Here is a 13,511-nt window from a genome sequence, read left to right as displayed (position 1 = left end):
GTCCGCTCCCTAGCGGCGCGGCTTGCGGAATTTGTAGAAGAAGCGGTCGGTCTGGCCGCGGATGGCGGGATCGAACACCAGCTTGCTGTGATCGTCGGCCGGATTGGCCAGGAGCGGGCTTTCCGCTTCCAGCCGGAAGCCGGCGCGCTCGAAATCGGCGCGCACCACCGCCGGATCGATCCGGTGCAGCTTGTCGACGATCGCGCGGGTGTCCCCGGCCGGCCCGACATGGTCGATCACCCCGACCACCGCGCCCGGCCGCATCGCCGCATAAAGCCCGCGAGCGAAGCCGGCGGGGTCGGTGCGCGGGATGCCGTACTTGGCCGATTCCCAGTAGAGGTCGTGATAGCTGAGGTTGATGAGGGCGAAGTCGTAGGCGTTCGCGGGCGGCGCGAAATTCTCGAACGGATAGCGCGCGAGGGTGACCCCGGGCGAGGCGGCGATCAGGGCATCGAGTTTGGCCTTCTCCTCGCCCGCCTTGTAGAATTGTTCGGGCTGGAAGGCGGTGACGCTGCCGCCCGGGCCGACCACGGAGGCCATGAGCCGGGCCCAGTAGCCCGAACCGGTGATGAGGTCGGCAGCACGCATGCCCGGGCGCAGCCCGAGAAAGGCGAGGGTCTCCGCCGGCTTGCGGCTCGCGTCGAGCTTGCGCTCTTCGTCGGCGCGCGCGGGATTGGCGACCGCGGCGGCATAGACGGGCGCGAGGTCGACGCTGGTCGGACCAGTGGTGGCGCAGGCCGTGAGCACGAGCGACGCGGCGGCGAGAAGAGCGAAGGCTTTCATCCTGTTTCCCCTGTCGACGGCACGCAGCGGAGCGCGCCCGCGGGGGCGAGGCTAGTCGCGCTTCGACCAACGCGCCAGCGGGAGTTGCAGGCGGCCGCTAGCGCCGCGCGCGCTTGTTCATCCGCATCTGCTGCTGCTTGCCGAAGCGTGTCTTGCGGGTGCCGGGCTTGCCCTCGGTCGAATGGCCGACCCGCGGCGCCGCTCGCTCGTGGTCCGGAATCCCGAGCTCGTCTTCCTCCAGCTTGCGGATCTCGTCGCGCAGCCGGCCGGCTTCCTCGAACTCGAGATCGGCCGCTGCCTTGCGCATCCGCTCTTCCAGATCCTTGATGTAGGCGCGCAGATTGTGGCCGACGAGGTGCGGTGTCTCGGGATCGCCGGTATCGACCACCACCCCGTCGCGGGTCGAGACATGGGCGATGATGTCGCTGATGTCGCGCTTGATCGTCGCCGGGGTGATTCCGTGGAGGCGGTTATATTCCTCCTGCTTCTCGCGGCGCCGGTTGGTCTCGTTGAGCGCGCGCTCCATCGAGCCGGTGATCCGGTCGGCGTAGAGGATGACCTTGCCTTCGACGTTGCGCGCCGCGCGGCCGATGGTCTGGATGAGGCTCGTTTCCGAGCGCAGGAAGCCTTCCTTGTCCGCGTCGAGGATCGCGACCAGCCCGCACTCGGGAATGTCGAGGCCCTCGCGCAGGAGGTTGATGCCGACCAGCACGTCATAGACCCCAAGCCGGAGGTCGCGGATCAGCTCGATACGCTCCAGCGTCTCGACGTCCGAGTGCATGTAGCGGACCCTGAGCCCCGCCTCGTGGAGATATTCGGTGAGGTCCTCGGCCATCCGCTTGGTGAGCGTGGTGACGAGCGTGCGATAGCCCTTCTTCGCGGTCGCCTTGGCCTCGGCGACGAGATCGTCGACCTGGTCCTCGACCGGCTTGATCTCGACCGGCGGGTCGATGAGGCCCGTCGGGCGGATGACCTGCTCGGAGAAGACGCCGCCGGTCTCGTTGATCTCCCACGGCCCCGGGGTGGCCGAGACGAACACCGACTGCGGGCGCATCGCGTCCCACTCGTTGAAGCGCAGCGGGCGATTGTCGATGCAGCTCGGAAGCCGAAAGCCATATTCCGCGAGCGTGATCTTCCGCCGGTGGTCGCCCCTGGCCATCGCGCCGATCTGCGGCACGGTCTGGTGGCTTTCGTCGACGAACAGCAAAGCATTGTCGGGGAGATATTCGAACAGCGTCGGCGGCGGCTCGCCCGGCAGGCGGCCCGTCAGGAACCGGCTGTAATTCTCGATTCCCGCGCACGAGCCCGTAGCGGCGATCATCTCGAGGTCGAAATTGGTCCGCTGCTCCAGCCGCTGCGCCTCGAGGAAGCGTCCTTCGGCGTTGAGCTCCTTCAGCCGCTCCTCCAGCTCGTGGCGGATCGCGTGGCTCGCCTGCTTGAGCGTCGGTCCCGGGGTCACATAGTGCGAGTTGGCGTACAGCTTGACGCTGCCGAGGCTCGCGGTCTTCTTGCCGGTCAGCGGATCGAACTCGACGATGTCCTCGATCTCGTCGCCGAAGAAGCTGATCCGCCAGGCGCTGTCCTCATAGTGCGACGGAAACACCTCGAGGCTGTCGCCGCGGACCCGGAAGTTGCCGCGCGCGAAGGCCGCGTCGTTTCGCTTGTACTGCAGCGCGACGAGCTTGCGGACGATCTCGCGCTGGTCGGCGCTCTCGCCCTTCTTGAGGCTGAAGGTCATAGCCGAATAGGTCTCGACCGATCCGATGCCGTAGAGGCAGCTGACCGAGGCGACGATGATCACGTCGTCGCGCTCGAGCAGCGACCGGGTGGCCGAGTGGCGCATCCGGTCGATCGCCTCGTTCACGCTCGACTCCTTCTCGACATAGGTGTCGGTGCGGGGGACGTAGGCCTCGGGCTGGTAATAATCGTAGTAGCTGACGAAATATTCGACTGCATTGTCGGGAAAGAAGCTGCGGAACTCGCCGTAGAGCTGCGCCGCGAGGATCTTGTTTGGCGCGAGGATCAGCGCCGGGCGCTGCGTCGCCTGGATGATCTGCGCCATTGTGAAGGTCTTGCCCGAGCCGGTGACGCCGAGCAGCACCTGGCTCTTCTCGCCGCCTGCCATGATGCCTTCGACCAGCTCGCGGATCGCGGTCGGCTGGTCGCCCGCGGGTTCGTAATCGCTCTTGAGGACGAACGGCCGGCCGCCTTCCGCCTTGTCGGGCCGCGCCGGCCGGTGCGGCACGAACTCCTCGCTCGTGTCCGGTTCGGCGAGCGACGTGCGGATCTTGATTTCCATCCCCCGAATATGGGGATGGAGGCCCCGAGCGGCAATCGCCCGGGGCCTCTCGCGTGACTAGAAGTGGACCGCGCCGCCGAAGGACAGCACCACCGCCCGCGCCTTCTCGAGCTGGCCCGAGGTCAGGATCACGGTCTGCGCCGGGGTGCCGACATAGGCCGCGGTCGGGCGGTCGATGCTCGCCTTGGCGAAGTCGACGTAATTGGCGGCGGCGTCGAGCGTGATCGCCTTGGTCACCGCATAGCTGCCGCCCAGCCCGAAGTTCCAGCGGTTGCTGTCGGGCACGCGCGCGTCACGCTGGCCGTCGCGGGTCGGGGTAAGCGCCCGCTGCACGCCGGCGCGCAGCGTCAGTTCGGGCGAAACGGCATAATCGACGCCGCCCGCGAGGCTCCAGCTATTGCGATAGTTCTGCGGCAGCGCCTGGTTGACCGGCGCGCCGAGCGCGATGTCGTCGAACTTCTTCCACCCGAAGCGGACGAACTGCGCGTTCAGCGTCAGCTGGTCGGTCGCCTTGTACCGGCCCGCGACGATGATCTGGTCGGGGGTGCGGAAGGTCGCCGAAATGTCGCTGAGGCTGACGTTCGAACCCGCCAGCGGGCCGACCAGTCCGCTGACGCGAAGGTCGCCGGTCAGCTTGTGGCGGACCGAGGACTTGTAGGCGAGGCCGAGCGTCGCGCGCTCGTTGTGGAGTTGCAGGCCCGCGCTCCAGCCGAAGTCCCAGCCGTCGCCCTTCAGCCGCTGGCTGCCGTCGGCCAGCAAGGGCGAGAGGTTGGGCAGCGCGTTGCTCAGCGTCGCCTTGGCATATTCGATGTTGAGCGCGCCGCCGATCCGCAGATTGTCGGTCACCGCGACCCCGATCGAGGGCTGGACGTCGATGGTGCGCAGGCTGGTCTTGTCCGCGCTGTAGCGGGTCCAGCTGTCGGCATCGTAATCGGTGGTGAAGCTGAACGGCGAGCTGATCGCGAGGCCGAGCGCGACGCGGTCGTTGAGCGGCACCGCGATTGAACCCGAGGGCAGCGCGCCCTTGTTGATCGGGTTGCTGGCGACGGGATCGCCGCCGACCGATGCGGCAAGCTGGCCCGGACGGACGATGCGGGTGCCGGTGTCGACCACCTTGCCATGGGGCAGGATCAGCGAGACGCCGAGCGCGCCGCTGGCCCTGGTCTCGCCGCCGATCGCGGCGGGGTTCCACCACAGGCTCTGCGAGCCGGTGTCGGCCGCCTCGCCCGAAAAGGCCCGGCCCGCGCCGCGCACCGACTGTTCCTGGAGATAGAAGGCCTGGCCGAAGGCCGGGGTCGCGCCGAAGGCGAGGGCAAGGGTGGTCGTGGCGGCGAGCGCCGCAAATTTACGCGAAATCATTGGTCGGTCTTTCGTTGTGATCAGCGAATTCGGGTCCAGCTCTGCGTCTTGCAGAGCGGGACGAAGATGCAGCCGCGGACCTGGAGCCGGTTGCCGGCCGGGGTCAGTCGCGCGCTGTAGGTCTTGCCGTCCTCGGCATTGTAGATCTTGCCGCCGTTCCAGACCGCGCCCTCGGGCTTGAAGCCGCTGAGGATCAGCAGGCCCTTCAGGGGCCGACCGCGCAGGGCCGCATTGCTGTTGTTGACGTCTTTGAGGTTGGGATCGGCCTTGAGCCCGTCCGAGGTCACCAGGCGGCCACAGACCGAGGCGCCGCAGCGGCTGATCTCGACGATCCCGTTGCGGGTCTCGGTCTTCCACAGGCCGAGGACCCCGTCCGAAGCGGCGGGCGACGCCGCCGCAAGCGCGGCAGCAGCGAGGATAAGCGACATGTTTTCCAAGTCTTTCGAGCGATTTGGGAGAGGAGGGGGTTCCTCTACCGAACGAGGGGCGACTGAAAGCCCCGGCCGCATTGGTCAAGCAGTTGCGCGACCAACGTATGGAGAAAGCGACGAACGGTGCGGCTCAGCCCGCCGTGACCCGCTTCTCCGCGGCCATCGTCGCGATCAGCGCTACCGCCTCGTGCGCGCTCGTCGCCGCGCTCTCCTGCCACAGGCCGACGTAGGAGAGGTGCTCGCCGGCGAAGACGATCGGGCCTTCGGGCCGCGTCAGCTCGGTATAACGTGGGCCGCGGCGGACTCCCGGCGCCGTGTCGTCGAAGTCCGGACCGACCGCCCCCACGCCGTAGGACCAGGGCACCAGCCCCCAGTCGACCGCGACCGGGCTGGCGAGCAGCTGGCCCCGGCCCGGATGAAGGGCCTCGACCGACTCCCGGCTGAGGCGGATCTGCTCCGCCACCGGCAGCTTGGCGAACGCATCGGGATTGTCCTGCCGGGTCCACCCCGCGACATAGGCGCCGACGAGCACCCCGCGGGCGCTGCCCAGGCCATGGCTCGGATAGATGACATTCTCGTTCGGCCGGTCGGTCCAGGCCAGCCCGCCATAGACATGGTCGTCCCGCTCCCAGAAGCGCGGGGCTTCGAACGCGACCTTGCAGCTGCCGAGATAGGGCACGTCCTTGAGCGCGGCCGCCTTGGCGGGCGCGAAGTCGCTCGGGATCTTCGACAGCGTCGTGGTCGGCAGCGCGCAGACGCAATAATCCGCGCGGGTCACGCCGCTCTTGTGCTCGATCCTTACCCCATCGCCCTCGCGGCGGATCGCGCTGACCGGTTCGCCCAGCCGCGCCTTGCTCCGCAGCGCGTCGTGAATGGCGTGCGCGATCCGGTCCATGCCCCCCACCGGCTGCATCATCGTCGCCTGCATGTCGGTGATCTGCTCGAAGATGTGCGGCAGCACCGCCGCGCGCGACGGCAGCGCCTCGCGCAGGGTCAGCGGATCGTAGAATTCGGCCGGGTGGTCATAACCGCCGGGCAGCGTGCGATAGCCGTCGCGGGGATTGGGGACGACCCTGCCGTCCTTGCCCAGCCCGGCGTAGAAATCGAGAAACTGGCGGAATTCCTTGAGCTCCTCCGCCGGCATGACGTCATCGAGCGCCTTGCGGTCGATCGCCTTGGCAATGAGCTCGCCGAGCCGGCTCTGGAAGTCGAACAGCATCCGGCCGCCCTTCACGACCTTGCCATTGAAGTCCCAGCTCGCCGAGCGATTGGCGTTGACGAAGGGCTCGAGCGCGACCCCGAACTTGCGCGCATAGCCGAGGATCACATGGTGGTGCGACGGCAGCCGCGCCGGCCCCGCGTTGAAATAGAGCCCGGGCGAGAAACTGGCGCGCTGATCGGCGCGGCCGTCCATGACGATCCGCTCCTGCCCGCGCATCGTCCAGCTGCGTCCCGCAATCCGGTCGCGCGCCTCGAGCAAGGTCACCCGGTAGCCCGCCTGCTCGAGCTCGTAGGCCGAGACCAGGCCGGCGATCCCGGCGCCGAGCACGACCACACTGGGTCCCTTGCCGGGCGCCCTGGGGAGCGCGAAGTCGGCCGCCTTGGCCGGGGTCCCGACCGCCAGCCCGAGAAGCTGCATCGCCCCGTAAGTGGCACCAAGCCCGGCCGTGCTGCCGATCCGCAGCAGGATCTCGCGACGCGAAACGCTCATCGGCCCCAAGCTCCTATCTGGCGGCGGTGACCTCGATCTCGACGAGGAAATCGGGGTCGTAGAGCCCCGCGATCTGGACGGTGGTGCGCGCGGGCTTGTTGGGCTGCGCGGCGGTCCCGAAGCGTTCGCGATAGGCCTTCATCATGCCTGCGAAATCCATCTTCGGCTGGCCCGGCGGCGCGACCAGGAAGACGCGCATCATGACGACATCGCCCATTCCCAGACCTTGCGCAGCGAGTGCCTTGTCGATCTTGGCGAGGATCGAGCGGGTCTGCGCCTCGGTATCGCCGTAGCGCCCGGGCGCGCCTACCGGCGCCTTCTCATCGAGGATGTCGGGAACGGTCCCGCTGACATAGACGATGCGCGAGCCCGGCGGGACGGAGACCGAGCCGGCGATCGGCGCCTCGGGCGTGCCGATCCGGGTCGGCGCGGCGCTGGCCGCTCCCCCGAGCATTGCCGCGACGCACCCCAACACAGCCAGCTGCCGCATGGTGACCTCCCCCTGTCACCCGCAGGCGTATCACGTTTGTCGGTCCGCTACATCCCCGCCGCGCAGGCCAGGGTGAAGCCGAACTCGGGCGGGGCGGGCTCGGCTGGCGGCAGGAGATACTGGAGCGCCTCGGGCGTCTCCTGCTGGTAGATGGTGGCGTGGGTCAGCTGCGGCCGGGGCGCGAGGCAGAAGGGCAGGGCCTTCGCCGTCAGCCCCGCGACCAGCCGCGCCATCGCCGCGGGTTCCTCGCTCTGCTCCTTGGCGAAGGCGAGGAACAAGGGGCGCCCCTGCTGGCCTTCCCCAAGCCTGGCCGCCGCCGTCAGCGACAGGGCCTCTTTGTCCCACCACAGGCTCGGATCGATCGCGCCATAAGCGTCGAACAAGGCAGGCTCGGCGAGATAGGTCTCGACCGCGAAAAGCCCCGCCAGCGACTCGCCCAGCAGCGCCGAGCGACCATTCGTGCGGTACCGCCGCTCGACGAACGGCTTGACCGTATCGCGCAGGAACGCCCGGAACTTGGCGCTGTCGCCCGCGGTCGGATAGCGCTTCACCAGCGCGGGATCGCGGGTCGGGCCGACCAGCTCGCGGCGCCGGTCCCTGGTCTCGATCCCGACCACGATCGCCTCGGCCGAGCGGCCCCAGATCCCGCCCAGTTGCACCACGCCCGCGACGTGCAGCAGGTCCTGGTCGACCCCGCCGTCAATCAGGTAGAGCACCGGATAGCGCTTGGCCGGCGCCTTGGCGTAGCTCGCCGGCAGGACGATGTTGATCGTCCGCATCTCACCCAGCGCCGCCGATCGCAACTGATAGGAAGTGCCGAGGCGGATGGCCGTCCCCGCGGGCGGGAATTTTGCGGGAGCGGCGAGGGCAGGGGCACTGCACAGCAGCGCCGCGGCAAGGAGAAGGGCTCGGATCATCGGCCCTTGTCCCAAGCGGTGCCGCTATCCGCAAGCCATCGCCATTTGCCCGAAGGCCCGACTCTGATACGGCTGCGGGCGGGACGAACGCCGTCCCGTGTCTGCGTGCACCGTTAGGCTGGGGGGCCGGCGCCGCATGATCTTCAACTCGCTTACGTTCGTCGTCTTCTTCGCCATCGTCTTGGCGCTCCACAACCTGCCCTTCAGCTGGCGCCAGAAGAAGCTCAACCTGCTGGTCGCGAGCTACCTCTTCTACGCCGCCTGGAACCCGCCCTTTGTCATCCTCCTGTGGGTCTCGACCGTTGTGGACTGGTGGGCGGCGCAGTGGATGGTCCGGTCCGAGCGCCAGTCCACCCGCCGCGCGTGGATGATCATTTCGGTGGTCGTGAACCTCGGCATGCTCGGCTACTTCAAATACGGCAATTTCCTGCTCGAAAATTTCACGCTCGCCGTGAACGCCGCGGGGATCGCCTACCAGCCGCACAAGTGGGACATCATCCTTCCCGTCGGGATCAGCTTCTACACCTTCGCGACCCTGTCCTACACGCTCGACGTCTATCTCCGCCGCGCCCAGCCGGCGAAGCACTTCCTCGACTACGCCCTGTTCGTGACCTTCTTCCCGCATCTCGTCGCGGGACCGATCATGCGCCCGACCGAGCTCGTCCCGCAGTTCGAGCAGCCGCGCCGCGCCAGCGCCAACATGATCCTGTTCGGGCTGACCCTCCTCACTATCGGCCTGTTCCAGAAGGTGGTGATCGCCGACGGCCTGCTCTCGCCCATCGCCGAAAGCGTGTTCGACAGTCCCAAGGTCCCGCTGACGCTCGACGCCTGGGCGGGCGTGCTCGCCTTCGCCGGGCAGATCTTCTGCGATTTCGCGGGCTATTCGACCTCGGCGATCGGCATCGCGCTGGCGTTGGGTTTCGCCATGCCCGACAATTTCCGCTTTCCCTATGCGGCGGTCGGCTTCTCCGACTTCTGGCGACGATGGCACATCACCTTGTCGTCATGGCTGCGCGACTATCTTTACATTCCGCTGGGCGGCAACCGGCACGGCCCAGCGCGGACCTACATGGCCTTGATGGGGACCATGCTGCTGGGCGGACTATGGCACGGCGCGGCCTGGACCTTCGTGGTCTGGGGCGGCCTCCACGGCCTCTACCTCTCGGTCGAGCGCTGGCTGAAGGGCCGCTTCGGCGGGTGGCGCCCCACTAAGGCGCAACTGTTCGGCCTCGCGATCCTCACCTTCATGGCGATCAACGTCACCTGGGTCTTCTTCCGCGCCAAGACCTTTGCGGGCGCGGGCACGATTCTTGCCAGCATGGCCGGCCATGCCCCGGGCGGCGTCCCGCTGCTGCCGGGCTTCGACCTCCTCGCCGCCTTCACCGTCATCGCCGCCATCTTCCTTAGCCACTGGGCGATGCGCGACACGACGCTCGAAGCGGTGATCCAGCGCACCTCCGCCTGGGTCCTGGCGCCGCTGCTCGGCCTCATGGCCTTCCTCGTCATCATCGAACAGGGGCGCGGCAATGCCTTCATCTATTTCGCCTTCTGAGGGCTTGCCGCCGGTCGGCACCATCCACGAGGGCGCGCTGCCCAAGGGACTTCGCCTCACCGCCAGCGATCGCCCGGGCCAGGCCCAGCCCGTCCCCACCCGCGACATCCCGACCCGGCCGTGGCGCGCAATCGCGCTCGCCGCCTTGATCGTCATGGTTGCCTGCGTCGCCGGCTGGGAAATCTGGGCGCGATCGGCAGGTCTGCGCACCGCCGACATCGGCGACAGCCCGCAGAAATGGGCGGAAATGCGCGCCAGCGTCAAACCCGACGACCTCGTCATCGTCGGCGACAGCCGGATCCTGTTCGACACCGACCTCGCGCACTTCCAGCGCCTCACGGGCGTCTACCCCAAGCAGCTCGCGATCCACGGCACCAACGGCCGCAACCTTCTCGAGAACATCGCCGCCGACCCCGCCTACCGCGGCCTGCTCCTTGTCGGCATGGCCGACACCAGCTACTTTCGCCCGGTCAAGGCGGGGGCCGGGGTCGGCGCGCCGTGGATCGACGGCTATGAACGCAACCGCGAACCGAGCCAGGTCACCGGCCTCACCCTCGATCGCTGGCTCCAGCAGCTCTTCGCCTTCCTCGACGAGGATATGCGCCTCAGCCGCCTGCTGTCGCGCGTCGACCATGGCTGGAGGAAGGGCGTCGACAGCCCCTATGACGACGTCTGGAAGGTCGACGAGAGCTTCCCTGGCCGCCAGCGCTTCATGTGGGGCGAGATCGAGAAGCCCGGCTATCTCCAGACCCAGGCGCGGCTCGCCTGGGGTTATTTCAAGGGCGATCCGGGAACGCCCCAAGGCATTGCCGAGGTGATCGCGCGAAGCCGCACCGCGGTCACCGGCATCCGCGCCCGCGGCGGCGAAGTGATCTTCATCCGCCCGCCCTCGGCCCCGCCGCTCCGGGTCAACGAGGAAAAGCGCCTGCCCAAGGCGAAAGCGTGGGAGGCGCTGCTCGCGCAGGTCCCCGCCAAGGGCATCCACGCCGACGACCTCCCGGCCGCGCAAGGCCTCGACATTCCCGAATACAGCCATCTCAGCCGGACCTGCGCAACGGTCTTCACCGACGCCTATGTCCGCCGGCTGGTCACGCTGAACGATCGGGTGCGGCTGCGCGCCGACGCGCCGCCACCGCTTTCGACCGCCAATTGCAAGGGGCAGCTCGCGGGGGCACCGCTTCGCCCCAATTGACGTTGTGGGCCTGATGGACGAAGATCGCTGCTGGCTGTGCGACCGCCCGCTCGGAGCCCGGGCCGAACGCCACCATCCGGTGCCGAGAAGTCGCGGCGGGCGCGACACGCGGCCGGTCCACCCCATCTGCCACCGCGCGCTTCATGCGACCTTCGGCAACAAGGAGCTCGCGCGGATCGGCGACGACCGGCCAAAGCTTGCCGCCCATCCCGAACTCGCCCGATTCCTCGACTGGGTCCGGACCAAGGACCCCGATTTCCATGCGCCGACCCGGCGGCGCCGGCCCTAGGCCTCGACGGCCCCGTAATCGGACGGGGTCCGCCGCGTCTCGCCGATGTCCGCGCGCTGGTTCAAGGCCTGGCGTACGCGGTCGAGCAGTTCGGACCGGCGATAGGGCTTGCCCAGCACGTCCTTGTGCGGCCGATCGGGGCCGGCGATCACCAGTTCTTCGTTGTAGCCGGTGGTCAGCAGGATGCCGATCTTGGGATCGCGCTTGCGCACTTCGTCGGCCAGCATCAGCCCGTTGATCCCGCCGGGCATGACGAGGTCGGTGAAGAGGAGGTCGAAGGTCCCGGGTTCGGTCTTCTCGAACAGGCGCAGCGCCGCCTCGCCGCTGTCGGCGGTCGTCACCCGGTAGCCCGCTGCCTCGAGGATCTCGATCGCCAGTTCGAGCACCTCGATACTATCCTCGACCACCAGCAGATGCTCGATCGGGTGGCCGCGATTCTCGACGATCGCGAACTGCCGTTCGGGCGGCCGCGCGCTGACCTCGTCCTCCTGGTCGTGCGCGACCGGGAACAGCATCCGCAGCATCGCGCCCTTCCCGATCTCGCTCTCGATCTCGAGCCGGCCGCGCGACTGCTGGACGAAGCCCGAGGCCATGGCGAGGCCGAGCCCGGTGCCCTTGCCCTGGCTCTTGGTCGTGAAGAAGGGCTCGGTCGCGCGCTCGATCACGTCGTCGCTCATGCCGGTGCCTTCGTCCGACACCTCGATCGCGACATAATCGCCCTCGGGTAGCTGGCGCATCGGCGCATCGCCATTGAGGTGGATCGCGCGGGTGGCGATCGTCACCACCCCGCCGCTCGGCATCGCGTCGCGCGCGTTCATCAGGATGTTGAGCAGCGCCATCTCGAGCTGCTCGGGATCGACCATCACCCGCGGCAACCGCCGGCGAAGGTTGAGCTGGAGATGGACCTGGCTTCCGAGCGAACTCTCGATCACGTCGATGAAGTTGGTGACCAGCGCGCTGAGGTCGGTCGGCTTGGGGCTGAGCCGGGTCTTGCGCGCGAAGGCCAGCAGCTGGCGGGTCAGCTTGGCCCCGCGCTCGGCCGCCGAGCGGGCATTGCCGATGTAACGCTGGGCGCGGTCGCCATCGACGCAATTCTCGAGCAGCTCGAGATTGCCGTTCACCACCTGCAGCAGGTTGTTGAAGTCGTGCGCGAGGCCGGCGGTGAGCTGGCCGATCGACTCCATCTTCTGCGCCTGGCGGAACGACTGCTCGCTGTTGCGGCGACGGGTGACGTCGAGCTGGCTGGCGAACTGATAGGCGAGCTTGCCGCTCTCGTCGAACACCGGGCCGATGAAGACCGCGTTCCAGAAGGGCGTGCCGTCGCGCTTGTAGTTGAGGATCTCGCAGGCGATCGAGCCGCCGCTGTTCACCGCGTCGCGCAGCGCGGCGACGGTTTCGCGGTCGGTATTGGCGCCCTGCAGGAAGCGGCAGTTGCGTCCCAGGACCTCGCTTTCCTCGTAGCCGGTGAGGTCGAGAAAAGCCTTGTTGGCGAAGGCGATCGGATTGTCGGGCAAATTGGGATCGGTGAGGATCATCGGCATCCGCGTCATCTCGATCGCGGCGAAGAAGACGTTGCCGCGATCCTCGAGGCCGGGCCGGCTGATGACGCTTTCGCGCCAGTGATTCATCCCGGGGCTGGAGCCGAAGGTGCTGCTGCCATTGTCGCCGTCGAGCACGCCGTCGGCCGGACGCCCGCGACTCTGGCCGCCGCCCTCGAGGTCCGTCGCCTGATCGGGGTCGGACGGCGATTTCCTGATCTCTTCATCCACGGTCGAAACAAACTCCAAGGCGACAGCGTGCGCCGGGTGCACGAGCCCCGTATACGCGCGTCAAAAGCGTCGCGATGCAAAAAGGTTCCCGCTCAATGGATTGCAAGTGCTTTCGGTCCGGCTAAGTTCCGCCGACACGCGTTTCGTGAGGGGGAAGACATGCACAAGAGTTTCATTGTGGCGCTCGGGACAATTGCGCTTGCCGGGTGCGGCGAGGCGCCCGCGGCCAAGCAGGAGGCCGCGGTCCCGGCCAAGCCGGTCGCTGGCACCTATGAGGTGACCGCGACGGTCAAGTCGCTGGTCTCGACCGACAAGAGCCCGCTGCCGACCTTCGCCAAGGTCGGCGAGGTGACCAAGACGGTCGGCTGCGTCGGGAGCGACGGCGCACCCGCGCCCGAGCTGCTCGCCGCCAAGGGCGACGTCTGCCAGGTCAAGGATCCCTACACCCGCAACGGGCGGATGAACGTCACGCTCGATTGCCGTCGCAAGGGGCAGGGACAGGTCCTCGCCATGCTCGACGGCGCCTATACCGCCGAGGGCTTCACCGGGACGGTCACCGCCAATAGCGTCTTCACCGGCTCGGGTGACTACAAGATGGTCCAGGACATCGTCGCGAAGAAGACCGCCGACCAGTGCACCGCCGCGGCGGTGCCCAAGGCCTGACCCGAGAAAGAAAGGCCCGGCCGGATTGCGCCGGCCGGGCCTCCTTCGTCAGGCCT

Annotated in this window: 12 protein-coding genes; 4 read left to right on the top strand and 8 right to left on the bottom strand. The window is 68.0% G+C overall.

What is annotated here, in order from left to right; all coding sequences use genetic code 11:
* Positions 1–9 precede the first annotated feature (9 nt).
* The 7 genes from BS69_RS0108420 to BS69_RS0108390 all read right to left on the bottom strand — a co-directional run bounded on the left by BS69_RS0108420 (position 10) and on the right by BS69_RS0108390 (position 7,990).
* Complete coding sequence (locus tag BS69_RS0108420) at positions 10–783, bottom strand: class I SAM-dependent methyltransferase (protein ID WP_029941510.1); 774 nt, start codon at positions 781–783, stop codon at positions 10–12.
* Between the two features lie 97 nt (positions 784–880).
* Complete coding sequence (uvrB, locus tag BS69_RS0108415) at positions 881–3,082, bottom strand: excinuclease ABC subunit UvrB (protein ID WP_029941509.1); 2,202 nt, start codon at positions 3,080–3,082, stop codon at positions 881–883.
* Between the two features lie 57 nt (positions 3,083–3,139).
* Entirely contained in the window at positions 3,140–4,441 is a 1,302-nt protein-coding gene (locus tag BS69_RS0108410; protein WP_029941508.1) for an OmpP1/FadL family transporter, read from the bottom strand.
* A 20-nt stretch (positions 4,442–4,461) separates the two neighbouring features.
* The gene (locus BS69_RS0108405) at positions 4,462–4,869 is read right to left on the bottom strand and encodes a DUF2147 domain-containing protein (protein WP_029941507.1); all 408 of its coding nucleotides are present in this window, start codon (positions 4,867–4,869) and stop codon (positions 4,462–4,464) included.
* Between the two features lie 133 nt (positions 4,870–5,002).
* Complete coding sequence (locus tag BS69_RS0108400) at positions 5,003–6,583, bottom strand: flavin monoamine oxidase family protein (protein ID WP_029941506.1); 1,581 nt, start codon at positions 6,581–6,583, stop codon at positions 5,003–5,005.
* Between the two features lie 13 nt (positions 6,584–6,596).
* Entirely contained in the window at positions 6,597–7,073 is a 477-nt protein-coding gene (locus BS69_RS0108395) for a RidA family protein (protein WP_029941505.1), read from the bottom strand.
* Positions 7,074–7,120: 47 nt separating this feature from the next.
* Complete coding sequence (locus BS69_RS0108390; protein ID WP_037504443.1) at positions 7,121–7,990, bottom strand: alpha/beta hydrolase; 870 nt, start codon at positions 7,988–7,990, stop codon at positions 7,121–7,123.
* A 136-nt stretch (positions 7,991–8,126) separates the two neighbouring features.
* On the opposite strand from BS69_RS0108390, the gene BS69_RS0108385 reads away from it, so the two are divergent.
* Genes BS69_RS0108385 through BS69_RS0108375 form a run of 3 tightly spaced genes read left to right on the top strand, consistent with a single transcriptional unit; the run spans position 8,127 to position 11,023 of the window.
* The gene (locus BS69_RS0108385) at positions 8,127–9,542 is read left to right on the top strand and encodes an MBOAT family O-acyltransferase (RefSeq protein ID WP_029941503.1); all 1,416 of its coding nucleotides are present in this window, start codon (positions 8,127–8,129) and stop codon (positions 9,540–9,542) included.
* 4 nt (positions 9,543–9,546) lie between these two features.
* On the top strand, positions 9,547–10,734 hold the full coding sequence (locus BS69_RS0108380; protein WP_029941502.1) for a hypothetical protein: 1,188 nt from the start codon (positions 9,547–9,549) through the stop codon (positions 10,732–10,734).
* Between the two features lie 13 nt (positions 10,735–10,747).
* Positions 10,748–11,023, top strand: a complete 276-nt coding sequence (locus BS69_RS0108375) for an HNH endonuclease family protein (RefSeq protein WP_029941501.1) — start codon at positions 10,748–10,750, stop codon at positions 11,021–11,023.
* On the opposite strand, the gene BS69_RS0108370 is transcribed toward BS69_RS0108375, so the two are convergent.
* Positions 11,020–12,792 (bottom strand): histidine kinase famiy protein, encoded by a 1,773-nt coding sequence (locus tag BS69_RS0108370; protein WP_245605128.1) that lies wholly within the window; start codon positions 12,790–12,792, stop codon positions 11,020–11,022. The genes BS69_RS0108375 and BS69_RS0108370 overlap by 4 nt on opposite strands.
* A gap of 159 nt (positions 12,793–12,951) precedes the next feature.
* Between BS69_RS0108370 and BS69_RS0108365 the strand changes: the two genes are divergently transcribed.
* Positions 12,952–13,455 carry a DUF3617 domain-containing protein gene (locus tag BS69_RS0108365; RefSeq protein ID WP_029941499.1) on the top strand — a complete coding sequence of 168 codons (504 nt, stop codon included), beginning with the start codon at positions 12,952–12,954 and terminating at the stop codon, positions 13,453–13,455.
* The last annotated feature ends 56 nt before the right edge of the window (positions 13,456–13,511 follow it).

Origin of the sequence: Sphingomonas astaxanthinifaciens DSM 22298 (genome assembly GCF_000711715.1) — a bacterium.
In the GTDB taxonomy this organism is placed as follows: Bacteria; Pseudomonadota; Alphaproteobacteria; order Sphingomonadales; family Sphingomonadaceae; genus Sphingomicrobium; species Sphingomicrobium astaxanthinifaciens_A.
The sequence above is the reverse complement of the archived record's forward strand: the minus strand, read 5'-3'. Positions and strand labels throughout refer to the sequence as shown.